We start from the raw sequence: 22,709 nt of genomic DNA, 5'->3' as shown, positions 1-22,709 counted from the left end.
TCAGATTGTTTCGCCTGCGAGCAGCCGCGGATTGTCCTTGGCGGTCGTTCCGGCCGCCTGGCCGATAAAGAAGGATTTTAGGCCGGGCAGGCGATCGACGATGCCGAGGCCGAAATCGCGGGCGATGCGGATCGGTGCCATGTCGTTGGAAAACAGCCGGTTCAGCACATCTGTCGTGACGCCCATGCGGAAGGTATCGAAACGACGCCAGCTCTGGTAGCGCTCCAGAATATTGATGGCGCCGATATCGAGCCCAAGGCGATCGGCCTCGACGATGGTTTCGGCAAGTGCCGCCACATCCTTGAAGCCGAGATTGAGGCCCTGGCCGGAAATCGGATGGATGCCGTGTGCGGCATCGCCGGCCAGCGCAAAGCGCGGGGCGACGAAGGAACGCGCAAGTGTGAGGCCGAGCGGGAAGGCGCGCTTGTCGCCCACCAGCTTGAGAGCGCCGAGTTTGTGGCCGAAGCGGCGTTCAAGTTCCTCCTCGAAAACCAGATCGTCAGCCGCAACCAGACGGTTGGCGTCATTCGTCCGCTCGGTCCAGACGAGCGACGAGCGGTTGTTGCGCAGCGGCAGGATGGCGAAGGGGCCGGACGGCAGGAAATGTTCTTCGGCGCAGCCGTGGTGCGGGCGCTCGTGCTCGACGGTCGTCACGATGCCGGACTGACCGTAATCCCAGGTGACAGTCTTGATGCCGGCGAAATCGCGAAGTCTGGAGCGCACGCCATCGCAGGCAACCAGCAGGCGCGATTGCAGCGTGCTGCCGTCGGACAGGCTGACTTCGATATAGGTATCATCCGTCTTCAGGCCAGCGGCGCTCAGGCCATGGCGGATATCGATACCGAGCCGCTCGCAGGCGCCGCGCAGCGCGCCGACCATAGCAACATTCGGGATCATGTGGGCAAAGGGCCGGCCATCGGCAACTTCGCCGTCGAAGGTCAGGAAGATCGGGCGAACAGGATCGGACATCTTGGAATCGGTCACGATCATCTTGGTGATCGGCTGGGCCTCCGGCTCGATCTCATCCCAGATGCCGAAGACTTCGAGCATCTTCGTCGCAGCCGCGATAATGGCGGAAGCGCGCATATCCTTTTTCCAGGCCTGCTCGGGTGCTGCCTCGACGACGGCGATATTGAGATGCGGGGCAGCCTGTTTGACCGCCACGGCCACGGACAGGCCGACATAACCTCCTCCTGCAATCAGCATGTCCAGCATCGTCCGCTCCTGTTACTTTCTATGATCAGATGCGATCTATATAGAGCATCAGATTACCACTTCCTACCGCCGGGAGCTGAACAAATGACGGAACAAACGGATAAGCCGACCGCCATGGAAACATTGATTTCGACGCTCGATATCGAGCCGATCGAGGTCGATATCTTTCGCGGCCGCAGTCCGCGGGCCGGTTGGCAGCGCGTATTCGGCGGGCAGGTGATTGCTCAGGCGTTGATGGCGGCGCAGCGCACGGTGACGGACGATCGCTTCATTCACTCCCTGCACGCCTATTTCATGCGCCCCGGCGACCCCTCGGTGCCAATCATCTATCAGGTCGAGCGCATTCGAGACGGATCGAGCTTCAACACACGCCGGGCCGTCGCGATCCAGCACGGCAAGGCGATCTTCGCGCTCTCGGCCTCGTTCCAGGTCGAGGAGCCGGGCTTCGACCATCAGGTCCCCATGCCGCCCGTGCCGATGCCGGAAACGCTGCTCGGCGAACAGCAGATCAAGGAGCAGTATCTCGCCCATGCTCCGGAGGCGGTGCGCAAATATTGGGAACGCGAACGGCCGATCGAGATCCGCCCGGTCTCGCTCAAGCACTATTTTACGAGTGAGAAGCTCGAACCTCGGCAGGATGTCTGGGTTCGTGCTGCCGGTCCTGTGCCGGACAGCAGGCTTTATCAGGCCGCCGTGCTTGCCTATCTCTCGGACATGACGCTGCTCGATGCATCGCTGCATGCCCACGGAACATCCATTTTCGACCAGAACCTGCAGGTTGCAAGCCTCGACCACTCCATGTGGTTCCATCGTTCCGACAAGCTCGACGACTGGCTGCTCTATACGCAGGACAGTCCGTCGGCTTCAGGCGCCCGGGGATTGACCCGCGGTAGCCTGTTTAGTCGATCCGGTGTCCTGATCGCGTCGGTGGCGCAGGAGGGGTTGATTCGGAAAAAGGCAAATGAATAAATAATGTGCATATTTATAAATTTGCGCGTTATTTGTGCGCTTATTGACCAATCATTTGCCTGTTTATTGGCGCCTTCAATTATAGTCCTTATATTTCAATAACTTATAGAGTTGGCACGAATCTGGCACGTCCTTTGAATGTCTATCGCCGGTCGCTGGTCAGGAAACCGTCAGCGGCAAGGAGAGTCGGCTCCGCGCCGAGGATAACGAAGGATGGGAAACCAGATGAAAATTGTGATGGCCATTATCAAGCCGTTCAAGCTCGATGAGGTCCGCGAAGCCCTCACGGCGATCGGCATTCAGGGCCTGACTGTGACCGAAGTAAAGGGCTACGGTCGTCAGAAGGGGCACACTGAAATCTATCGCGGCACTGAATATGCGGTCAGCTTCCTGCCGAAGCTCAAGATCGAAATCGCGGTCGCATCCGAGATCGTCGACAAGGCGGTCGAAGCCATCGCAGCATCTGCCAAGACCGGCCAGATCGGTGACGGCAAAATCTTCGTCTACTCGATCGACCATGCCGTGCGCATCCGTACGGGCGAGACCGATTCAGAAGCGCTGTAAAGAACGGCAGATCAAGGAGCCATTTCCAATGTCAATTTCGAAGTTTTCCTCTAACATCGCACGGATAGGCGCCCTTTCGGCCGCCCTCCTGGCGCCGGTCGTCGCTTTCGCGCAGGAAGCCGCCCCGGCCGCCGCCGATGCTGCAGCCGCTGCTGCTCCGGCCATGACGATGGATAAGGGCGACAATACGTGGATGCTCGTCTCCACGGTGCTCGTTCTGCTGATGACCATCCCGGGCCTTGCGCTGTTCTACGGTGGTCTCGTCCGCGCCAAGAACATGCTGTCGGTTCTGATGCAGGTCTTCATGATCACGGCTGTCGTCATGATCATCTGGGTCACATACGGCTATTCGCTCGCCTTCACCGATGGCGGCTCGTTGAACAGCTTCGTCGGTGGCTTCTCCAAGGCTTTCCTCGCCGGCGTCACACCGTCTTCGCTGGCTGAAACCTTCACGAAGGGTGTAGCCATTCCGGAACTCACCTTCATCTGCTTCCAGATGACCTTCGCCTGCATCACGCCGGCCCTGATCGTCGGCGCGTTCGCCGAGCGTATCAAGTTCTCGGCCGTCATGCTCTTCGTCGTGCTGTGGGTCACCTTCGTCTACTTCCCGATGGCGCACATGGTCTGGTTCTGGGGCGGTCCGAGCTCCTACACGTCTCCGGCAGGCCTGATCTTCTCCTATGGCGCGATCGACTTCGCTGGCGGCACGGTCGTTCACATCAATGCCGGTATCGCCGGCCTGATCGGCGCCATCATGCTCGGCAAGCGCACGGGCTATAAGAAGGAAATCATGGCTCCGCACTCCATGACGCTGACCATGGTTGGTGCCTCGCTCCTGTGGGTCGGCTGGTTCGGCTTCAACGCCGGCTCCAACCTCGAAGCCAACGGCTATGCATCGCTCGCCATGATCAACACCTTCGTTGCAACGGCTGCTGCTGCTGTTTCCTGGTGCATCGTGGAAAGCTTCGCTCGCGGCAAGGCTTCCATGCTCGGTGCTGCTTCTGGTGCCGTTGCCGGTCTCGTCGCCGTCACTCCGGCAGCCGGTTTCGCCGGCCCGATGGGTTCGATCGTTCTCGGTCTCCTCGTCTCGCCAGTCTGCTACTTCTTCGTCGACGTCGTGAAGAACAAGTTCAATTATGACGACTCGCTCGATGTCTTCGGCGTCCATTGCGTTGGCGGTATCTTCGGCGCCATCGGCACCGGTATCCTCGTCAACCCGGCCCTCGGCGGCGCCGGTATCGTCGACTACTCGACGGCTGATTTCGCTGCCTCCTATGCCGGCACAGCAACGCAGGTCCTGGCCCAGGCCAAGGGCGTGCTCACGACACTCCTGTGGTCGGGTATCGGCTCCGCAATCCTCTACAAGATCGTCGATGTCATCATCGGCCTGCGCGTTTCGGTCGAAGCCGAGCGCGAAGGTCTCGACCTCGCAACGCACGGCGAAGCGGCCTACCACGCCTAATCACAGGGTTTGCGGCGCCTTGCACAAGGGCGCCGCTGAACGGCCCGTCGCGGCCTATCTAACCATAAGCCGCTCTTGGCCCGGACCTCACAAGGTTCGGGCCCTTTTCTTTTTAGCGATCCGGCATATGCATGGTTAACATCGCTTTAACCCTACTTTGATTAGGTAGAGCGGACGCATTTGGCGCGGCGAAGCATTGGCGATTCGCGTGCCCCCAGGCATTGGACGGGTTTGACATATGGCAAGAAGCACGTCGCCGGCGATGGACGGCCGTCCTGACCGGTTCTCCTTCTCGGCATTCATGCTGCGGCAGATCCAGGCTCTTACCGGCTTTGCGGTCTTCCTGCTCTTGGCGCTCGCGGTTGCGGCGCTTGCGACATGGAACGTCACCGATCCCAGCTATTCCTACGCCACTGGTAACCTGCCGACCAACATACTCGGTTATAGCGGTGCTGCCTTTGCTGACGTCGCCATGCAGTTCCTGGGGCTCGCAAGCGTCGTTTCGATGCTGCCGATCGTCGCCTGGGCGCTGGCCTTGATTTCCGGCCGTCGCATCAGCCGCATTCCGGCGCGCGCCGGCGCCTGGCTCGTGGGCACCATACTCTCCTCCGCCGTCATCGGCTGTTTCCCGCCACCGCTCACGTGGCCGATCCCGAACGGTATCGGCGGTGTTATCGGCGACATGATCCTGCGTTTTCCCGCACTCTTTGTCGGCGCCTATCCGACTGGTGTTTTCGCGACCGCCGTCGGCTGCATCTTCGCTGTCCCGACCGCATGGATGATGCTCTTTGCAGCCGGCATTGTCGGCCGTAGCGAGCTCGATGAGGAGGAAAACGAAGAAGAGGATTATGCCGATACGCGCAGCAAGGTGCGTGTCGTCGGCGATGAGGACGATGAGGACGATGGGTCCCGCTGGATGGCCTTTAGCGGCGCCATGACACACGCCTGGTATATGAACCAGGCGCGTTTCCGGCGGCTTTTCGGCATGGGGCCGCGCAAGCGCCGTCAGAGCGATTTCGAATCGCCCTATGACTTCAACGATGACGAATTCGGTACGCTGAACGAGCCGGTGCGCGCCAAGCCCGCAGCGCGTGGCGAGCGCATGGATCCTTCCATGGAGCCGCGTGGCCCATCGAGCCGTCGGGTCGTTTCGGCGCCTTCCATCTCGCTCAACGATGATGAGGACGAGGACGACGAGCCGCCGTTTGATACGGACATGCCGCCGCGTCCGGCCGATATCCTACCCGATGACGATGATGACGACTGGATGATCCGCGCTCCAGCAAAATTGGCCGGTAAACCCGAGCCGCGCGTCATTCCTGCTTCAGCTCGTCCGAAGCCCGGCGCCCGCGTCGAACGCGAGGCGCAAGGTTCGTTCATCCGGCCGGAAGGTTTCCAGCTTCCCTCCATGCATCTGCTTGCGGAACCGAAGAACGTGGTGCGCGATTCCACGCTTTCGGCAGATGCGCTGGAGCAGAATGCCCGCATGCTGGAAGGCGTGCTGGAGGATTTCGGCGTCAAGGGCGAGATCATCCATGTCCGCCCTGGTCCTGTCGTCACACTCTATGAACTGGAGCCGGCACCCGGCATCAAGTCATCCCGCGTCATCGGTCTTGCCGACGACATCGCCCGCTCGATGAGCGCGATTGCCGCCCGCGTCGCCGTCGTGCCGGGCCGCAATGCGATCGGCATCGAGCTACCAAACCAGACGCGCGAAACCGTCTATCTGCGCGAACTCATCGCCTCACGTGATTTCGAAAGCTCCAAGGCGAAGCTTGCCATGGCACTCGGCAAGACGATCGGCGGTGAGGCTGTGATCGCCGATCTTGCGAAGATGCCGCATCTGCTCGTCGCGGGTACCACCGGTTCGGGTAAGTCCGTTGCCATCAACACCATGATCCTGTCGCTGCTCTACCGCATGACGCCGGAGCAGTGCCGTTTGATCATGATCGATCCGAAGATGCTCGAACTCTCCGTCTATGATGGCATTCCGCATCTTCTCTCCCCTGTCGTCACCGATCCGAAGAAGGCCGTCGTCGCGCTTAAATGGACCGTCCGCGAGATGGAAGAGCGCTACAAGAAGATGTCGAAGATCGGCGTTCGCAACATCGACGGCTTCAATACGCGCGTCGAGCAGGCACTTGCCAAGGGAGATACGATCTCGCGCACGGTGCAGACCGGCTTCGATCGGCAGACGGGCGAAGCGGTCTACGAAACCGAGGAATTCGATCTTCAGCCGATGCCTTACATCGTCGTCATCATCGACGAAATGGCCGACCTGATGATGGTCGCCGGCAAGGACATCGAAGGCGCCGTGCAGCGTCTCGCACAGATGGCGCGCGCGGCCGGCATCCATGTCATCATGGCAACGCAGCGTCCATCGGTCGACGTTATCACCGGCACGATCAAGGCGAATTTCCCGACGCGCATTTCCTTCCAGGTTACGTCCAAGATCGACAGCCGCACGATCCTCGGCGAGCAGGGTGCTGAACAACTGCTCGGCATGGGCGACATGCTTTATATGGCCGGTGGCGGCCGCATTCAGCGCGTCCACGGCCCCTTCGTTTCCGACGTTGAGGTCGAAGAGATCGTCTCCTATCTCAAGACGCAGGGCTCGCCGCAATATCTCGATGCCATCACTGCCGATGACGACGAGGATGGTGATTATGGTGGCGGTCCGGCTGGCACGGCAAATCTCGCCGATTCAGAGGATCCCTATGATCAGGCAGTCGCCATCGTTCTGCGAGACGGCAAGGCATCGACCTCTTATGTCCAGCGCAGGCTCGGAATCGGCTACAACCGTGCTGCTTCGCTGATCGAGCGCATGGAGCAGGAGGGCATCATCGGCCCGGCTAACCACGCCGGCAAACGGGAAATTCTCGTGCCGACGGACGGGGATATCCTCGACCGTTAAGCAAGGAAAATTTGATGGCGCGGCCCAACCAATGGAAACCTCGGGGCATGTAATCCGTTACCTTTCACCGGGCGATAGCGGCGCCTTGAAGACGCCGCCTTTCAGCGGCATGCAGATCGCATACAGGAGGTTCACATGACCAACTCCGCATCCATCTTTTCCGGCCTGCCGGTAAGCCGTCGCACCGTCCTCGGTGTCTTTGCCGCTGCGGCCGCTGCAAGCGCCGTTCCGTTTCCCGCTCTCGCTCAGGTCGCACAGGCGGCAGCGCCCGCTGGCAACAACGCTACGGCACAGGCGATTGCCGATCATTTCTCCGGCGTCGCCACCATGCAGGGCGAGTTCGTGCAGTTTGGCCCCCGTGGCGAACAGACCGGGGGCAAGTTTTTCATCGAACGTCCTGGCAAGCTGCGCTTCAACTATGACGATCCGTCGCCGATGCGCGTCATTGCCGACGGGAGAAACGTCGCGATCGGCAATGTGAAGCTGAAGACCTGGGATCTCTATCCGCTTTCCAAGACGCCGCTCAGCCTGCTGCTTGCGCCGCGTATCGACCTTTCCGCCGGCATGGTGAAGGGCGTGAAGCAAGAGTCCGATCTGACAACGATCTCGCTCGGCAACAATACGGTGTTCGGCAATTCGACCATCACAATGATGTTCGACCCGAAGACTTATGATCTGCGCCAGTGGACGATCACCGACAATCAGGGCAAGGACACGTCGGTCATGATCTTCAACGTGAAGACCGGCGTTGCCTTCGACGAGCGCGTCTTCCGTGTGCCCTACGAGGATATCAAGGGCACGTCGGCAAACCGCGACTGATGCTTTTCGGTTGATCGCCGGCCGCTTTTGCCCGCGGCCGGTTTTCTCGCTGACGCCTTTGCTCTAAAGCCTTTTCAGAGGGATCTGAAAGGGCATGGCATGAGCTTCTCCATCACCACCTGGAATATCAATTCGGTGCGGCTGCGCATGCCGATCGTCGAGCAGCTCGTGTTGAAACACAGGCCGGATATCCTCTGCCTGCAGGAAACCAAAGTTCCGAACGACCTCTTCCCGCTGGCACCGCTGCGCGCCATGGGCTACGAGCACATCATCATCCACGGCCAGAAGGGCTATCACGGGGTTGCCATCGCATCCCGCGTGCCGCTGACTGAGGATCACCGGCAGGACTACTGCAATGTCGGCGACGCACGCCACATTTCGGCGGTCTTCGAGCGCGGCAACCGGCGCATCCGCCTGCATAATTTCTACGTTCCTGCCGGCGGTGACGAGCCGGACCGCACGATCAATCCAAAATTCGGCCACAAGCTCGATTTCATCGAGGAGATGAAGAGCCTCAAGGCGAGCGCCGAGCGTGACACCTCAGCCATCCTCGTCGGCGATCTCAATATCGCGCCGCTGGAGCATGATGTCTGGTCGCATAAGCAGCTTTTAAAGATCGTCAGCCATACGCCGGTCGAAACCGACGGACTTATCGAGGTGATGAAGCGCGGCGGCTGGCACGATCTCATGCGTCAGCATGTACCCGCCAATGAGAAGCTCTATACGTGGTGGAGCTACCGGGCGAAGGATTGGGAAGCTGCCGACAAGGGCCGGCGCCTCGACCATATCTGGTCGTCGCCCGATCTTGGTCCGCATCTGCAGCGTATCGAGGTGCTGAAGGAGGCGCGTGGCTGGGACCGGCCGTCCGACCACGTGCCCGTAACCGCACATTTCAATTTCTGAAGGTTCAGTTGAAGCGGTGAAACTGACTCGCAGCCTGCGCCGCCAGTTCGGCGATGTTGTCGCGGATGCGATTTTCGATGATACGCGCTGCCGAGGGAAATTCCTCGATCAGCCGATGGAACAGGGTTCGCGTGATGCGGAGGATGCCGGTATCCTCGCGCGCAACCGCCGTGAATTTACGCTCCACCTGTGTCACCAATGCGAGTTCCGATATCAGCGATCCGGATTCGGCAATGGCTTGAGTCTGCCCGATGCCATCTGAGCCTGTCACGCTGAGTTCGAGGCTGCCGCTGGTGATTACATAGGCGCTCTCAGCAGGCGAGCCCTGACGGAACAAGATCTGCCCGGCCGCAATCACGCGACGGTCGGCGCCAAAGGCAATCAGGCGCAATTGGTCGTCGTTCATGTCCTTGAAGAGCGGAAGCTGCGACAGCAGATGAATATCGTCGGAAAGAGACATTCTACGGAATAATCTTGTAGCCGCCGTTCTCCGTCACGAGAATCTCGGCGTTGGACGGATCCCGCTCGATCTTCTGGCGCAGGCGGTAAACGTGTGTTTCCAGCGTGTGAGTGGTCACGCCGGAATTGTAACCCCAGACCTCTTCCAGCAGTACGTCGCGAGTCACGACCTTCTGTTCGGCGCGGTAAAGATAGCGGATGATCGCCGCTTCCTTTTCGGTAAGGCGGATCTTCTGGCCGTTGTCAGTGGTCAGCAGCTTCTGGCTCGGCTTGAAGAGATAGGGGCCGACGGTAAAAGTGGCATCTTCGCTCTGCTCGTGCTGGCGAAGCTGCACGCGGATGCGAGCCAAGAGCACGGCGAAGCGGAAAGGCTTTGTCACGTAGTCGTTAGCGCCAGCCTCAAGGCCGAGGATCGTGTCCGAATCCGTGTCATGACCGGTCAGCATGATGATCGGCGCCTTGAAGCCACCCTTGCGCAACAGCTTTACCGCCTCGCGGCCATCCATATCCGGCAGGCCGACGTCCATGATCAGCAGGTCGACCGGATTGGAGCGGGCGGACTGGACGCCCTTAGCCGCGGTCGCTTCCTGCAGAACCGTGAATTCCTCATACAAAGACAACTGCTCCGTCAGCGTCTGGCGAAGGTCGTCGTCGTCATCCACCAGAAGAATGGTGCGTGCGGTCATGCGGGTGCGTCCTTGCGTTTGTCAGATACTCCTACGCCAAATTCCACATTTGGCAAGGATTGGCGGTCTGCTGTTGCCGCTCGGGGTTTCATATGGTTTCAATCGAAGCCCAAGGCAATTCAAGAACATGCGAGAAAAATGGAAAAAGCAAGGCGAGAGGGGAATGGCAGGCTTCCGACGCTCGTTGTGCGTGCCGCGCCGGGCAAAAAGAGCAGGGCTATCATCCGTTTTGGCCCCCTGACCTTGCCCGCCGCCATTGGCCGCAACGGCCGGACCGTGATCAAGCGTGAAGGCGACGGGGCTACGCCGATTGCGGCCATGCGGCTGCTCTATGGTTTCCGGCGCGGCGAGCGAAACGGCCGTCTCGCTTCGGAGCTGCTTATCAAGCGCATCCGCACCGATATGATGTGGTGCGATCAACCGGATGATCCAAACTATAACAGGTTGGTGAAGGCGCCGTTCAAGCCAAGCCATGAGGAGATGAAGCGTAAGGACGGGCTCTACGATATCTGCCTGGTGCTCGACTGGAACGTGACGTCCCGGGCACGTAATCGCGGCTCAGCGATCTTCTTCCATCTTGCTCTGCCGGAATACGAACCGACCGCCGGCTGTGTCGCGATCAGTGCTCGCGATATGCGCCGCATCCTGCCCTTCCTCAGAAAGGGAACGATCGTTCAAGTTACCTGATTGTATTGCTGACCACGTGTCCTATATGGATTTTCGACCGGCATGCGGGGGGCAAAGCGTCCCGGGGAAAACCGCTTGGCGGCTTCAATTCATCCCCGTTCAATTCGCGTCTTTGGCAATCCCCTGAACTTCCGGAGATATACTGTGACCACTCAGCCCATCATCACTTTCCATGACGGACATTCCATCCCCCAGGTGGGTCTCGGCGTCTGGCAGACGCCGCAGGATATCGCAGCTCCGACCGTGCGCACCGCACTTGCCGCCGGCTATCGTCATATCGACACGGCGTCAGGCTATGACAATGAAGAGGGCGTCGGTGAAGGCATCCGTTCCTCTGGCGTCGACCGAAAGGATATCTTCGTCACCACAAAACTACGCAACACCGACCAGGGCTATGAAAATGCATTGCGGGCCTTCGAGGTCAGCCTGAAGAAGCTCGGCAGTGACTATATCGATCTTTACCTCATCCACTGGCCGTCGCCGCATCGCGGTCTCTATCGTGAAACATGGAAAGCTTTCGTGCGTCTGCGCGAAGAAGGGCGCGCGCGCTCCATCGGCGTGTCGAATTTCTATCCGGACCATCTCGACCACATCATCGGCGACACGGGTGTGGTTCCTGTCATCAACCAGATCGAGTTGCATCCGGATTTTCAGCAGAAGGCGGCGCAGGAAGCGCATAAAAGGCTGAACATCGTCACGGAATCCTGGAGCCCGCTCGGTCAGGGCCGTTTCATCTCCAACCCGGTCATCGGTCAGATTGCTGCCAAGCACGGCAAGACGCCGGCGCAGGTGATCATTCGCTGGCACATCGATACCGGCCTCGTCGTCATTCCGAAGTCGGTGACGCCCTCGCGCATCGAGGAGAATTTCAACGTCTTCGATTTCAAGCTTGATGGTGAAGACATGGCCGCGATCGCCAAGCTCGATAGCGCCGACGCTCGCATGGGTCCGGATCCGTACACGGCGACGTTCTAAGCGCCGTCTTCTCAGTATTTGCCCAACTAAAAAGCCCGACGCTCGCGCGCCGGGCTTTAATCATCTCGGATGTCCGAGAAAGATCAGTTCCACTCGCGGATATCGACGAAGTGACCGGCAATCGCGGCTGCGGCCGCCATGGCCGGCGAGACGAGATGGGTGCGGCCCTTGAAGCCCTGACGTCCCTCGAAGTTGCGGTTCGAGGTCGAGGCGCAACGCTCGCCCGGCTTCAGGCGGTCGTCGTTCATGGCAAGGCACATGGAGCAACCTGGCTCGCGCCAGTCGAAGCCGGCAGCCTTGAAGATCTTGTCGAGGCCTTCAGCTTCCGCCTGTTCCTTCACGAGACCGGAGCCCGGTACGATCATGGCATTTACCGTCGAGGCGACGGTCTTGCCCTCGACGACCTTGGCGGCGGCGCGCAGGTCTTCGATACGGCCGTTGGTGCAGGAACCGATGAAGACGCGATCGACAGAAATGTCGGTCATCTTCGTTCCCGGCTTCAGGCCCATATAGTCGAGCGCACGCCACTTGGAGGCACGCTTCGTCTCGTCCTGGATCTCATCCGGGTTCGGTACGATACCCTGAACGGAGACGACGTCTTCCGGCGAGGAACCCCATGAGACGATCGGCGGCAGTTCGGCCGCGTTCAGCTTGACGATACGGTCGAAATGAGCGCCCTCGTCGGATTTCAGCGTCTTCCAGTAGGCGATCGCCTGTTCCAGCGCTTCGCCCTTCGGCGCGCGCGGCTTACCCTTGATATATTCAAACGTGATCTCGTCGGGCGCAATCAGACCGGCGCGAGCACCTCCTTCGATGGACATGTTACAGATCGTCATGCGGCCTTCCATCGACAGCGAGCGAATGGCTTCACCGGCATATTCGATGACGTAGCCGGTACCGCCGGCGGTGCCGATCTCGCCGATGATGGCGAGAACGATGTCCTTGGCAGTGACGCCTGACGGCAGCTGGCCGTCGACCTGCACCAGCATGTTCTTCGCCTTCTTCTGGATCAGCGTCTGGGTCGCGAGAACGTGCTCGACCTCAGAAGTGCCGATACCGTGGGCGAGCGAGCCGAAGGCGCCGTGTGTGGAGGTGTGGCTGTCGCCGCAAACGATCGTCATGCCGGGCAGGGTGAAGCCCTGTTCCGGCCCGATGATGTGGACGATGCCCTGACGCTTGTCGTTCTCGGAATAATATTCGACGTTGAACTCAGCGGCATTCTTGGCGAGCTGCTCGACCTGGATGCGGCTTTCTTCGTTCTTGATGCCAAGATGGCGGTCAGCGGAGGTCGGAACGTTGTGGTCGACGACGGCAAGCGTTTTTTCCGGCGCGCGAACTTTGCGGCCGGACATGCGCAGGCCTTCGAAAGCCTGCGGCGAGGTGACTTCATGGACCAGGTGACGGTCAATATAGAGAAGACAGGTGCCGTCTGCCTGTTCGTCGACCAGGTGGTCGTCCCAGATCTTGTCGTAGAGGGTACGCGGTGCGCTCATGGCGGTAAGTCCGTTTTTGGAAGCTTTGGAAAATGGGAAAATAGCGGATCAGGCTCCGCCGGCCGTCATTCGGTCAACGAAGTCGGCTGTTGAGCGCACCGGAGACGCATGCGAAGAACCGCGCTGGCAGGCGATAATGATCCTGCAGCACGAAAATATGCGCGCCAGTGCATCTGAACTTGGATTCCATGGCGCTGGATATAGCGATTTTTGATCGAAACGGCAATTCGAATCATAAAGCTCTAACGCCGCGGCATCTGCTTCATCTTCTTCTCGATCCGCCGCAGCGCCAGCGACAGGCCGATCGTCAGAATCAGGTAGATATAGGTGACGATCGAATAGGTCTCGAAGAAGCGGAAGGAGCCGGACGCGTAAACCTTGCCCATTTGCGTGATGTCGGCCACGCCGAGGACGGAGACGAGGGAAGAATCCTTCACCATGGAGACGAAGTCATTCGAGAGCGGCGGGAAGATGACCCGGATCGCCTGCGGGAAGACGACGAGCCGGAAACGGCGGTAGCGCGACAGGCCGAGCGACTTGGCCGCCTCGATCTGGCCGAGATCGACTGACTGAAAACCGGCGCGGAAGATTTCGGCGATGAAGGAGGAATAGCCGATCATCAGGGCGATGATGGCGCGCCACATCAGCGACAGGTCTCGCACGAGGATCGGCTCGGCAATACCGGCCTTCACCAGGGGTGTGATCAGGAAATTATAGGCTGCAACAACGCCCGGCGCGCCGACGAAGGCGATATAGAAGAGCAGCACGAGGATCGGAATGCCCCGGATGATCTCGATGTAGAAACGGGCGATCTGTCGCAGCACGATGCTGTCGGAAAGGCCGAGCAGGGCGATGCCGAGGCCCAGCACTGTCGCCAGCACAAAGGCGACGAGTGTCACGAACACGGTAATGCCGGCACCATTCACGACAGTCCGGAAGACCTGCGCGTAGATGTCGTTGGTGATGATGACGACGGCGAGAAGGATGCCGATCAGAACAAGGACGACCAGCCACCAGGGACGGTCGTCCTTCTCGTGTCGCGGGGATGGTGGTAATGCCATCTGCGATCGCTCGAGGGGTTACTCGCCCATCTTGTAGTCGAGGAACCACTTCTTATTCAGCGCATCAAAGGTGCCATCCGCCTTCAGCTCGGCTATGGCGGCATTGACCGGAGCGACGAGATCGGAACCCTTCGGGAAGATGAAGCCGAAATCCTCTGTGCCAAGCGGTTCGCCGACGACCTTCAACGCGCCATTGGAGGAATCGACATAACCCTTGGCAGCGACGCTGTCGGTGAGGACAAGATCGACATCGCCGGTCTTCAGGGCCTGCACGGTTGCGCCGAAGGTCTCGAAGAGTTTGATGCGCGGGTTCTGCTCGTTGCCATCGAGTATTTCATAGACAGCGGTATAGAAAGGAGAGGTGCCGGGCTGGGCGCCGATCAGGCCATCGTTGAAGGCATTGAAACTCTTGGCGTCAGCGAACCGCTTCTCATCGCCACGAACCAGCATGAACTGCTGCGAGCGCATGTAAGGGTCGGAAAAGTCGACCTTCTGCTTCCGATCATCCTTGATGGTGATGCCGGTCATGCCGATGTTGTACTGGCCATCGGATACAGCCTGGATCATCGCGTCCCAGCTGGTGTTCTGGTACTCGACCTTGAAGTTCAGCCGCTTGGCGATCTCGTTCATAGCATCATATTCCCAGCCGATCGCCTTGCCGGATTTGGGATCGACGAATTGCAGAGGCGGATAGGCGTTTTCCGTCACCACGACGACGGTCTTGCCGCCCAGGTCCGGCAGGCCGGCGGCGAAAGCTGCGAGAGGCGAAAGCATTGCGGCGGTCAGGCCGGCAAGTACGGTGCGGCGAAAGAACATGATATGGCTCCCCAATCTTTGAACGGCAGAATTGTCATGGAAGACGCCGATATGGCAAGGCTGCAGGCATCGCCGATCGGCGCAAAAAAGAAAAGGCGGCCCAAAGACCGCCTTTCCCCTGCAATGATTTCGCTTTCGCGAGGTGCTTATTCAGCCGAGCCTTCAGCAGCGGCTGCAGCTTCTGCGGCGGCCTTTGCTTCAGCGGCTTCCGCTGCTGCCTTTTCGGCGGCGAGAGCCTGCGCTGCTGCAACCTTTTCAGCCTCGATACGTGCCTTTTCCTCGGCAACGGCCTGACGCTCGGCATCGTTGAGCTTGCGGGCGCGGACGCCGGTATCTTCAACGATACGGGCCGACTTGCCGCGACGGTCGCGCAGGTAGTAGAGCTTGGCGCGACGGACCTTACCGCGGCGAACGACTTCAACGCTTTCGATCAGCGGGGAGTAAACCGGGAATACGCGCTCGACGCCTTCGCCGTAGGAGATCTTGCGGACCGTGAAGTTCTCCTGCAGGCCGCCGCCGGAGCGGGCGATGCAGACGCCTTCGTAGGCCTGAACGCGGGTACGGTTGCCTTCCGTAACCTTCACGTTGACGCGGACGGTGTCGCCCGGAGAGAACTCGGGAAGGGTGCGCTTGGCTTCGATCTTGGCGGCCTGTTCGGCCTCAAGCTGCTGAATGATGTTCATCGTCTTAACCTTTGGTTCTTCTGAAACAGCCAGAGCGCTCACACTGTCCTTCGGTCGATGCCTCCGGAGTTTGCCTTTGCGGGCGGGAGCGGGTTCGCCATTCTTTGTTTGCTGGCAGACGGGGTTAAACCCCATTTCCGCGTGGGCCATTACACGAAAGACTTCCACCTGTCATCCCTTGGACGACAAATTTATGAAATCAGCCCGCTTTTTCGGGCTTCTGCGCCCCAATCAAGTCTGGCCGCCTTTCCTTCGTCAGGGAGACGGCCTGATCATGGCGCCATTTCTCGATGGCGCCATGATTGCCCGAAGTGAGGATCGCCGGAATCTCCCGGCCTTCCCACTCCTGAGGGCGGGTATAATGCGGATGTTCCAGAAGTCCGCCTTCGAAGCTTTCATGCAGACCGGAGAGGTCGTTGCCCATGACGCCCGGCAGGATGCGGACGATCGCGTCGAGCAGGATCAACGCTGCCGGCTCGCCGCCTGACAGTACGTAATCGCCGATCGAGACTTCCTCGAGTTCACGTGCCTCGATCACACGCTGGTCGACTCCTTCGAAACGGCCGCAGACGATGATCACTCCGTCGCCGGCCGCAAGCTGCCGCACGCGCTCCTGCGTCAGCGGCTTGCCACGCGGGCTCATCAGCAGGCGCGGGCGGTTGTCATTTTCAGAAGCGCTGTCGATGGCCCGGGCGAGCACATCGGGTTTCAGCACCATACCGGCGCCGCCGCCGGCGGGCGTATCATCGACGGTTCGGTGTTTATCCGTCGCAAAATCACGGATCTGCACGGTATCGAGCGACCATTGTCCACGCTCCGCCGCCTTGCCAGCGAGCGAAAAATCCAGATGGCCCGGAAACATTTCCGGGTAGAGTGTCAGCACCGTCGCCCGGAAAGCCATGGCGCCTACTTCTTTTTCTTAGGCTTGCCGGGTGCGAGCCCCTTCAGGTCATCGGGATTGTCGACGAGACCGGCCGCAAGCGGATCAATGAGCAGTTTGCCGGCTTCAAGATCGATTTCCAGCACGGAGGCCTCCGAAAAGGGGATCAACACCGGACGCTTGCCGGGGCCTTTGAGTTCCAGAAGATCGCCGGCGCCGAAATCGAAGACTCCGGTCACCGTGCCGTAACTGATCCCCTGATCGTCGAAGGCTTCGAGCCCTTCCAGATCGGCATAGAAGAACTCGTCGTCCTCCAACTCCTCATCCGAGAGGTTGTCGCGTTCGATGTAGAGTTCCAGGCCGTTCAACGCCTCGGCGGCATTTCGGTCGTTGACGCCGCGGAAGCGGACGACGACCATATTCTTCATTTCGCGCAGTTCGAGAACTTCGAAAACGCGTCCATCCATGCTGTGCAGATGGCCGTAATCACCGAGCGCGGTCGGATCGGCCGTATAGGCCTTTACACGCACCTCGCCGCGAATGCCCTGCGCGCCGCCGATGGTTGCCATCAGCACCGGGTTTTCAAGCTTGGTCATGGGTTCCTTCATTCGAACGCAGGCAAGAAGCTGAGATCACGCCTCTCATAAACGAAGTGCGCGGGAATGGAAACGAAAACGGGCGGCATGTCGCCATGCCGCCCGTCCGGATTGGGTCAAACTGATTATTCGGCGGAAGCAGCAGCTTCGGCGGCGTCGGCAGCCTTCTGCGCCTTCTCGGCAGCGCGTTCCTGAGCCTTCTTGCCCGGCTTTGCCTTTTCCGGATTGTTGCGGGTTTCGCGCTTGGAAATGCCGGCTTCGTCGAGGAAGCGCAGGACGCGGTCGGTCGGCAGAGCGCCCTGGTCGAGCCAGTGCTTGATGCGCTCGCCGTTCAGCTGAACGCGCTTCTCGTCGCCCTTGGCGAGCATCGGGTTCCAGGAACCGAGATTCTCGAGGAAGCGGCCGTCACGCGGGCTGCGGGCATCGGCGAGAACGACGTGGTAATACGGGCGCTTCTTGGAACCACCGCGTGCGAGACGAATTTTCAGTGCCATGTTCTTTACTCCTTAGGCTTTTCTTGACCGCTTCGTGGGGCGGTATGGTTATCGGGCTGCGGCGCTCTGTTCAGCGTGGTCCGCAGCGATCTGCTCATGATGCCGGATGACTTCCTTGATGACGAAGTTCAAGAACTTCTCGGCGAAATCCGGGTCCAGATGCGCATCTTCGGCAAGCTGACGAAGACGAGCGATCTGGTATTCCTCGCGCGCCGGATCGGCCGGCGGCAACTTGTACTTAGCCTTCAGCACGCCGACCTCTTTGGTGCAGCGAAAGCGTTCGGCTAGAATGTGGACGAGCGCCGCATCGATATTGTCGATCGACTGGCGGTAGCTCGAAAGCTGGGCTTTGACGTCTGGATCAATCATGGGGCAGGCGATCCTTTCACTTCTTCTTGGGCAATCCGGGCAGGCCCGGGAAACCACCACCGAGGCCCGGCAGTTTTGCGCCGCCAAGACCAGGCAATCCGCCCGGCAAGCCCCCGCCTAGACCGGGCATACCCCCACCCGGCTTTCCGAGACCTGCCGCTTCCGCCTGCTTCTGCAGGGCTTCCAGCTGCTTCGGGTCGATATTCGAGAGGTCAGGCATGCCGCCCATGCCGCCGAGGCCCCCCAACCCCATCTTGCCGGCAAGGCCGCCCATCATCTGCTTCATCATGCCGCCTTTGCCCTTGCCGCCCATCATCTTCATCATGTCGGCCATCTGCCGATGCATCTTCAGAAGCTTGTTGATGGCAGCGGCATCGGTGCCGGAGCCGGCGGCGATGCGCTTCTTGCGCGAATGCTTGAGCATATCAGGATTGGCGCGCTCGGCCTTGGTCATCGACTGGATGATGGCGATCTGGCGGCCGAACAGCTTGTCGTCCAGGCCGGCGGCGGCCATCTTGTCCTTCATGCCGGCCATGCCGGGCATCAGGCCCATAATGCCGCCCATGCCACCCATCTTCTGCATCTGACGCAACTGGTCGGCGAGGTCGTTCAGGTCGAACTTGCCCCTGGCCATTTTGGCGGCCATGGCGGCCGCTTTTTCGGCGTCGATGTTCTCGGCAGCCTTTTCGACGAGCGAGACGATGTCACCCATGCCGAGGATGCGGTCTGCAATGCGGCGGGGGTGGAATTCTTCCAGCTCGCCCATCCGTTCGCCGACGCCTATCAGCTTGATCGGCTTGCCGGTGACGGCGCGCATGGAAAGGGCAGCGCCACCGCGGCCATCGCCGTCCATACGGGTCAGCACGAGGCCGGTGATGCCGACGCGTTCATCGAAATTGCGGGCGAGGTTGACGGCGTCCTGACCGGTCAAGCTATCGGCGACCAACAGGATTTCGTGCGGGTTCGACTTCTTCTTGATGTCGGCCATTTCGACCATCAGGGGTTCATCGATATGGGTACGGCCGGCGGTATCGAGGATGACGACATCATGGCCGCCGAGCCTGGCGGCCTGGACGGCGCGGGCGGCGATATCGGTCGGAGACTGGCCGGCGATGATCGGTAGCGTGTCGATATTTGCCTGGGCGCCGAGCTGGCGAAGCTGCTCCTGCGCGGCCGGACGGCGCGTGTCGAGCGATGCCATCAGCACCTTTTTCTTCTCGCGCGTCGTCAGCCGGTTGGCGATCTTTGCCGTGGTCGTCGTCTTGCCGGAGCCTTGCAGACCGACCATCATGATGACGACCGGGGCGGCTGCATGAAGGTCGACACCGACGCCTTCGCCCCCAAGCATTTCGATCAGCTCGTCATGGACGATCTTGACGACCATCTGGCCGGGCTTGATCGACTTCAGGATCTCGGCGCCGACGGCCTTTTCGCGGACGCGGTCGGTAAAGGAGCGGACGACTTCAAGCGAAACGTCGGCTTCCAGAAGCGCACGGCGAACCTCCCGCAACGCCGCGGAAACATCACTTTCCGAAAGCGCGCCACGGCCTGTCAGTCCATTCAGGATGGAACCAAGACGGTCCTGGAGGTTCTCAAACATCAGCTCTTCCTTGCTACGTTTCGGGGAGTTTTGGAATGATCGAAACGTCGTGCTTTTCCTTGACGAAAACAAGACGCAAAGCCAAAAAGCACCCGAGGGCGCAGCGCGCTGTCGGGTGTTGACCTCCGGAATCCAGTGTTCCAGTCGGCGGCTCGGAGTCTGTTACTCGTCGCGGATTTGGCGCGATAAACAGGAAAGCTGCGGGAAAGTCAAGGCGAATGCGTTCAACGGCGTCGTGGCAGGCTTTTCCGACGTCGTGCGGCAGGACTGGTGCGGGGATATTCCGCTATGCAGCCGGTCGCGCGACGGAAGTATATATACATACTAACATAATCGCTTTAAAATTCGTCGATGTTTAGTTGAATATTTTGATCGGTAAGCCGAATTCGCGCGAAATGCCAGTTGCAAAATATTCCGCTTCTGATTCTACTTTCCACTTAAGTAAATTCTGTAAAATGATTCGTGAATATCCTTGATGCCGAATGAATCGGCGGAGATATCAAATGATAAATCCAGACATAGAAAGCTGGGCGCTGGCGCGTGCCCATAATATAGTTCTGCGCGAAGGCCTGAATTTGGCGAAGGCGGCACAGGACCTGGATCGCAAACGGTCTCGGTTGCTGGTCTATGAGCTCAGAAAGGTCATTACCGCTGCTATCGTCGAAGCCCACGCGGCGTCTCTCAATTCTGAAGGCACGGTGCGGTAGATCCGTATTTCGCCTGGTTTGCAAAGGCTGACGGTGCCGTACCCGTTCTGATTTCGCGGGCCTAGCCTTTATGCGTAAGAAAGAGGACGAGGCTCGCTTGGTGCTCACCCACTGGTAATCCCCGAGCATTTCCGCCATATACAGCCAAAACGCAGCGGAAATAGTCAGATGAGTAACACGGTCGAATTCGCGAAGATGAACGGGCTTGGCAACAAGATCCTGGTTATCGACATGCGCGGGCGGACCGACAAGGTGACGCCGCAGGCGGCGGTCGCACTCAATACGGATGCAGAAACGCAGTTCGATCAGATCATGGCCATCCATGATCCGAAGGCGCAGGGAACCGACGCCTACATCGACATCCTCAATTCCGATGGTTCGAAGGCACAGGCCTGCGGCAATGGTACGCGCTGCGTCGTGCAGGCGCTTGCCGCCGAGACCGGCAAGAAGGCCTTCACCTTCCAGACGGTCGCCGGCATCCTGAACGCAGTCGAGCATGAGGACGGCACGATCTCCGTCGATATGGGACAACCGGTTTTCGAATGGAACCGTATTCCGCTTGCGGAAGAATTTCACGATACGAGCCGCATCGAGCTGCAGATCGGGCCGATCGACAATCCGGTGCTGCATTCGCCTTCGGCCATGTCGATGGGTAATCCGCATGCGATCTTCTGGGTCGACCGCGATCCGATGAGCTTCGATCTCGAACGTTTCGGGCCGTTGCTCGAAAACCATCCGATGTTCCCGGAAAAGGCGAATATCACGCTGGCGCAGGTCATCTCGGATTCGGCGCTGCGGACGCGCACCTGGGAGCGCGGAGCAGGCCTGACGCTTGCCTGCGGTTCGGCCGCCTGCGCCTCTGCCGTCAGTGCCGCGCGCACCGGCCGCACCGGCCGCAAGGTGACGATCGATGTCGCCTCCAGCCCGATCCGCCAGCCGCTGGTCATCGACTGGCGCGAAGACGACCATGTCGTCATGACCGGCCCTGCCGAATGGGAATGGTCCGGTGCGCTCGATCCTTCGACCGGCACATGGTCCCGCGATGCCGAACGTGGGGCGGAAGCGCGGTGAGCGGCGTCGAGGTCATTACCTTCGGCTGCCGTCTCAATACCTATGAATCCGAAGTCATGAGATCGCAGGCCGAAGCGGCCGGGCTCAACAATGCCATTCTGGTCAATACCTGTGCCGTGACCGGCGAGGCCGTGCGCCAGGCCCGGCAGGCGATCCGCCGTGCGCGCCGCGACAATCCGCATGCCCGCATCATCGTCACCGGCTGTGCAGCCCAGACGGAAAAGCAGACCTTCGCAGAAATGGCCGAGGTCGATGCCGTGCTCGGCAATGAAGAGAAGCTGAAGGCCGCCTCCTATCGCGCGCTTCCCGATTTCGGCGTTTCGGCGGAAGAGAAGCTGCGTGTCAACGACATCATGAGCGTTCGCCACACCGCGCCGCAGATGGTCAAGCATATCGATGGCCACGTGCGCGCCTTCATCCAGGTGCAGAACGGCTGCGACCACCGCTGCACCTTCTGCATCATCCCCTATGGCCGCGGCAATTCGCGTTCCGTGCCGATGGGGGCGGTGGTCGAACAGGCGCACAGTCTCGTGGCAGGCGGCTATCGCGAAATCGTGCTGACCGGCGTCGATGCTACGAGCTATGGCTCAGATCTTCCCGGCGAGCCGACGCTTGGGCTGCTCGCAAAGACGCTGCTCAAGCAGATTCCCGACATACGCAGGCTGCGGCTATCTTCGATCGACAGTATCGAGGCCGACCGCCATCTCATGGACCTCATCGCGGACGAACCGCGCTTCATGCCGCATCTGCATCTTTCCCTGCAACACGGCGACGATATGATTCTCAAGCGCATGAAACGCCGTCATTTGCGTGCCGATGCTCTGCGTTTCATCGAAGACGTGCGCCGGCTGCGGCCGGAGATCAGCTTTGGTGCAGACATGATCGCCGGCTTCCCGACGGAGACCGAAGAGATGTTCGGGAACGCAATGCGCCTTGCCGAGGAAGCCGACATCGCGCATCTGCACGTCTTCCCCTACAGTCCACGGCCCGGCACGCCTGCCGCGCGCATGCCGCAGCTCGATCGCTTGCTCATCAAGGAACGTGCCGCTCGCCTCCGCGCCACTGGACAGATGCTGTACCAGCGCCATCTGGACAAGATGGTCGGAACGCGGCAATGGCTGCTGGTAGAAAATAACGGTCTTGCCCACACGGAAAACTTCACGCTTGTTGCCGTGCCCGGCCTTCGCCCGCGCGATATCGTCGAAGCGACGATATCAGGCCACAACGGCAAGCATCTCCACATGCAATTGACGGCTGCCGCGGCGGCCTGACTTCACGGACAGCTC

At 60.0% G+C, this 22,709-nt stretch carries 23 protein-coding genes; 11 read left to right on the top strand and 12 right to left on the bottom strand.

Features of this window, described 5'->3' with window-relative positions:
* Window positions 1-1,215 (bottom strand): ubiquinone biosynthesis hydroxylase, encoded by a 1,215-nt coding sequence (locus tag FHT92_RS20710; RefSeq protein WP_183749402.1) that lies wholly within the window; start codon window positions 1,213-1,215, stop codon window positions 1-3.
* Window positions 1,216-1,299: 84 nt separating this feature from the next.
* Between FHT92_RS20710 and tesB the strand changes: the two genes are divergently transcribed.
* The 6 genes from tesB to FHT92_RS20680 all read left to right on the top strand — a co-directional run bounded on the left by tesB (window position 1,300) and on the right by FHT92_RS20680 (window position 8,846).
* The gene (gene tesB / locus FHT92_RS20705; RefSeq protein WP_183828843.1) at window positions 1,300-2,184 is read left to right on the top strand and encodes an acyl-CoA thioesterase II; all 885 of its coding nucleotides are present in this window, start codon (window positions 1,300-1,302) and stop codon (window positions 2,182-2,184) included.
* Window positions 2,185-2,397: 213 nt separating this feature from the next.
* Entirely contained in the window at window positions 2,398-2,748 is a 351-nt protein-coding gene (locus FHT92_RS20700) for a P-II family nitrogen regulator (RefSeq protein ID WP_007814595.1), read from the top strand.
* 28 nt (window positions 2,749-2,776) lie between these two features.
* Window positions 2,777-4,210: an ammonium transporter gene (locus FHT92_RS20695; protein WP_183749404.1), complete on the top strand. Its 1,434-nt coding sequence runs from the start codon at window positions 2,777-2,779 to the stop codon at window positions 4,208-4,210.
* Between the two features lie 238 nt (window positions 4,211-4,448).
* Complete coding sequence (locus FHT92_RS20690) at window positions 4,449-7,124, top strand: DNA translocase FtsK (protein ID WP_183828840.1); 2,676 nt, start codon at window positions 4,449-4,451, stop codon at window positions 7,122-7,124.
* Window positions 7,125-7,259: 135 nt separating this feature from the next.
* A complete protein-coding gene (locus FHT92_RS20685) occupies window positions 7,260-7,943 on the top strand; it encodes an outer membrane lipoprotein carrier protein LolA (RefSeq protein ID WP_183749406.1) in 684 nt (227 codons plus the stop codon).
* Window positions 7,944-8,042: 99 nt separating this feature from the next.
* Window positions 8,043-8,846 (top strand): exodeoxyribonuclease III, encoded by an 804-nt coding sequence (locus tag FHT92_RS20680; protein WP_183749407.1) that lies wholly within the window; start codon window positions 8,043-8,045, stop codon window positions 8,844-8,846.
* A gap of 4 nt (window positions 8,847-8,850) precedes the next feature.
* Here FHT92_RS20680 and FHT92_RS20675 read toward each other — a convergent pair whose 3' ends face one another.
* Both FHT92_RS20675 and FHT92_RS20670 read right to left on the bottom strand, forming a co-directional pair.
* Window positions 8,851-9,306, bottom strand: a complete 456-nt coding sequence (locus FHT92_RS20675; protein ID WP_183749408.1) for a cyclic nucleotide-binding domain-containing protein — start codon at window positions 9,304-9,306, stop codon at window positions 8,851-8,853.
* 1 nt (window position 9,307) lies between these two features.
* Window positions 9,308-9,991: a response regulator transcription factor gene (locus FHT92_RS20670; RefSeq protein ID WP_183749409.1), complete on the bottom strand. Its 684-nt coding sequence runs from the start codon at window positions 9,989-9,991 to the stop codon at window positions 9,308-9,310.
* A gap of 138 nt (window positions 9,992-10,129) precedes the next feature.
* Between FHT92_RS20670 and FHT92_RS20665 the strand changes: the two genes are divergently transcribed.
* Both FHT92_RS20665 and FHT92_RS20660 read left to right on the top strand, forming a co-directional pair.
* Window positions 10,130-10,678, top strand: a complete 549-nt coding sequence (locus tag FHT92_RS20665; protein WP_183828837.1) for a L,D-transpeptidase — start codon at window positions 10,130-10,132, stop codon at window positions 10,676-10,678.
* A 144-nt stretch (window positions 10,679-10,822) separates the two neighbouring features.
* Window positions 10,823-11,653 (top strand): aldo/keto reductase, encoded by an 831-nt coding sequence (locus FHT92_RS20660; protein WP_183828835.1) that lies wholly within the window; start codon window positions 10,823-10,825, stop codon window positions 11,651-11,653.
* A gap of 83 nt (window positions 11,654-11,736) precedes the next feature.
* On the opposite strand, the gene leuC is transcribed toward FHT92_RS20660, so the two are convergent.
* The 9 genes from leuC to ffh all read right to left on the bottom strand — a co-directional run bounded on the left by leuC (window position 11,737) and on the right by ffh (window position 19,645).
* Entirely contained in the window at window positions 11,737-13,146 is a 1,410-nt protein-coding gene (gene leuC, locus FHT92_RS20655) for a 3-isopropylmalate dehydratase large subunit (protein ID WP_183828833.1), read from the bottom strand.
* 242 nt (window positions 13,147-13,388) lie between these two features.
* The gene (locus tag FHT92_RS20650; RefSeq protein WP_183828831.1) at window positions 13,389-14,207 is read right to left on the bottom strand and encodes an amino acid ABC transporter permease; all 819 of its coding nucleotides are present in this window, start codon (window positions 14,205-14,207) and stop codon (window positions 13,389-13,391) included.
* Window positions 14,208-14,225: 18 nt separating this feature from the next.
* Window positions 14,226-15,023, bottom strand: a complete 798-nt coding sequence (locus tag FHT92_RS20645) for a basic amino acid ABC transporter substrate-binding protein (protein WP_183828829.1) — start codon at window positions 15,021-15,023, stop codon at window positions 14,226-14,228.
* A 146-nt stretch (window positions 15,024-15,169) separates the two neighbouring features.
* Complete coding sequence (rplS, locus tag FHT92_RS20640) at window positions 15,170-15,706, bottom strand: 50S ribosomal protein L19 (protein ID WP_183749415.1); 537 nt, start codon at window positions 15,704-15,706, stop codon at window positions 15,170-15,172.
* 199 nt (window positions 15,707-15,905) lie between these two features.
* The gene (gene trmD, locus FHT92_RS20635; RefSeq protein WP_183749416.1) at window positions 15,906-16,607 is read right to left on the bottom strand and encodes a tRNA (guanosine(37)-N1)-methyltransferase TrmD; all 702 of its coding nucleotides are present in this window, start codon (window positions 16,605-16,607) and stop codon (window positions 15,906-15,908) included.
* Between the two features lie 5 nt (window positions 16,608-16,612).
* Window positions 16,613-17,182: a ribosome maturation factor RimM gene (gene rimM, locus FHT92_RS20630; protein ID WP_183828827.1), complete on the bottom strand. Its 570-nt coding sequence runs from the start codon at window positions 17,180-17,182 to the stop codon at window positions 16,613-16,615.
* 125 nt (window positions 17,183-17,307) lie between these two features.
* Window positions 17,308-17,676, bottom strand: a complete 369-nt coding sequence (gene rpsP, locus FHT92_RS20625) for a 30S ribosomal protein S16 (protein WP_183749418.1) — start codon at window positions 17,674-17,676, stop codon at window positions 17,308-17,310.
* A gap of 48 nt (window positions 17,677-17,724) precedes the next feature.
* Window positions 17,725-18,045: a chorismate mutase gene (locus tag FHT92_RS20620; protein WP_037101839.1), complete on the bottom strand. Its 321-nt coding sequence runs from the start codon at window positions 18,043-18,045 to the stop codon at window positions 17,725-17,727.
* Window positions 18,046-18,061: 16 nt separating this feature from the next.
* Window positions 18,062-19,645: a signal recognition particle protein gene (gene ffh, locus FHT92_RS20615; protein WP_183828825.1), complete on the bottom strand. Its 1,584-nt coding sequence runs from the start codon at window positions 19,643-19,645 to the stop codon at window positions 18,062-18,064.
* A gap of 482 nt (window positions 19,646-20,127) precedes the next feature.
* Between ffh and FHT92_RS20610 the strand changes: the two genes are divergently transcribed.
* The 3 genes from FHT92_RS20610 (at window position 20,128) to mtaB (ending at window position 22,694) form a co-directional block, all read left to right on the top strand.
* Window positions 20,128-20,352: a hypothetical protein gene (locus FHT92_RS20610; RefSeq protein ID WP_183749420.1), complete on the top strand. Its 225-nt coding sequence runs from the start codon at window positions 20,128-20,130 to the stop codon at window positions 20,350-20,352.
* A 168-nt stretch (window positions 20,353-20,520) separates the two neighbouring features.
* Window positions 20,521-21,423: a diaminopimelate epimerase gene (dapF, locus tag FHT92_RS20605; RefSeq protein WP_183749421.1), complete on the top strand. Its 903-nt coding sequence runs from the start codon at window positions 20,521-20,523 to the stop codon at window positions 21,421-21,423.
* On the top strand, window positions 21,420-22,694 hold the full coding sequence (mtaB, locus tag FHT92_RS20600) for a tRNA (N(6)-L-threonylcarbamoyladenosine(37)-C(2))-methylthiotransferase MtaB (protein ID WP_183828823.1): 1,275 nt from the start codon (window positions 21,420-21,422) through the stop codon (window positions 22,692-22,694). Before dapF ends, mtaB begins: the two co-directional genes overlap by 4 nt.
* Window positions 22,695-22,709: the final 15 nt, after the last annotated feature.

This window comes from Rhizobium sp. BK377 (assembly GCF_014193935.1).
Taxonomy (GTDB): Bacteria; Pseudomonadota; Alphaproteobacteria; order Rhizobiales; family Rhizobiaceae; genus Rhizobium.
Note: the sequence above shows the minus strand (reverse complement) of the source record. Positions and strands in the feature narration are given on the sequence as shown.

What these genes read in the sequence shown, in the direction of transcription:
- FHT92_RS20710 (WP_183749402.1), bottom strand. Translation starts at nt 1,215, where the DNA reads ATGCTGGACATGCTGATTGCAGGAGGAGGTTATGTCGGCCTGTCCGTG.
- tesB (WP_183828843.1), top strand. Translation starts at nt 1,300, where the DNA reads ATGACGGAACAAACGGATAAGCCGACCGCCATGGAAACATTGATTTCG.
- FHT92_RS20700 (WP_007814595.1), top strand. Translation starts at nt 2,398, where the DNA reads ATGGGAAACCAGATGAAAATTGTGATGGCCATTATCAAGCCGTTCAAG.
- FHT92_RS20695 (WP_183749404.1), top strand. Translation starts at nt 2,777, where the DNA reads ATGTCAATTTCGAAGTTTTCCTCTAACATCGCACGGATAGGCGCCCTT.
- FHT92_RS20690 (WP_183828840.1), top strand. Translation starts at nt 4,449, where the DNA reads ATGGCAAGAAGCACGTCGCCGGCGATGGACGGCCGTCCTGACCGGTTC.
- FHT92_RS20685 (WP_183749406.1), top strand. Translation starts at nt 7,260, where the DNA reads ATGACCAACTCCGCATCCATCTTTTCCGGCCTGCCGGTAAGCCGTCGC.
- FHT92_RS20680 (WP_183749407.1), top strand. Translation starts at nt 8,043, where the DNA reads ATGAGCTTCTCCATCACCACCTGGAATATCAATTCGGTGCGGCTGCGC.
- FHT92_RS20675 (WP_183749408.1), bottom strand. Translation starts at nt 9,306, where the DNA reads ATGTCTCTTTCCGACGATATTCATCTGCTGTCGCAGCTTCCGCTCTTC.
- FHT92_RS20670 (WP_183749409.1), bottom strand. Translation starts at nt 9,991, where the DNA reads ATGACCGCACGCACCATTCTTCTGGTGGATGACGACGACGACCTTCGC.
- FHT92_RS20665 (WP_183828837.1), top strand. Translation starts at nt 10,130, where the DNA reads ATGGAAAAAGCAAGGCGAGAGGGGAATGGCAGGCTTCCGACGCTCGTT.
- leuC (WP_183828833.1), bottom strand. Translation starts at nt 13,146, where the DNA reads ATGAGCGCACCGCGTACCCTCTACGACAAGATCTGGGACGACCACCTG.
- FHT92_RS20650 (WP_183828831.1), bottom strand. Translation starts at nt 14,207, where the DNA reads ATGGCATTACCACCATCCCCGCGACACGAGAAGGACGACCGTCCCTGG.
- FHT92_RS20645 (WP_183828829.1), bottom strand. Translation starts at nt 15,023, where the DNA reads ATGTTCTTTCGCCGCACCGTACTTGCCGGCCTGACCGCCGCAATGCTT.
- rplS (WP_183749415.1), bottom strand. Translation starts at nt 15,706, where the DNA reads ATGAACATCATTCAGCAGCTTGAGGCCGAACAGGCCGCCAAGATCGAA.
- trmD (WP_183749416.1), bottom strand. Translation starts at nt 16,607, where the DNA reads ATGGCTTTCCGGGCGACGGTGCTGACACTCTACCCGGAAATGTTTCCG.
- rimM (WP_183828827.1), bottom strand. Translation starts at nt 17,182, where the DNA reads ATGACCAAGCTTGAAAACCCGGTGCTGATGGCAACCATCGGCGGCGCG.
- rpsP (WP_183749418.1), bottom strand. Translation starts at nt 17,676, where the DNA reads ATGGCACTGAAAATTCGTCTCGCACGCGGTGGTTCCAAGAAGCGCCCG.
- FHT92_RS20620 (WP_037101839.1), bottom strand. Translation starts at nt 18,045, where the DNA reads ATGATTGATCCAGACGTCAAAGCCCAGCTTTCGAGCTACCGCCAGTCG.
- ffh (WP_183828825.1), bottom strand. Translation starts at nt 19,645, where the DNA reads ATGTTTGAGAACCTCCAGGACCGTCTTGGTTCCATCCTGAATGGACTG.
- FHT92_RS20610 (WP_183749420.1), top strand. Translation starts at nt 20,128, where the DNA reads ATGAATCGGCGGAGATATCAAATGATAAATCCAGACATAGAAAGCTGG.
- dapF (WP_183749421.1), top strand. Translation starts at nt 20,521, where the DNA reads ATGAGTAACACGGTCGAATTCGCGAAGATGAACGGGCTTGGCAACAAG.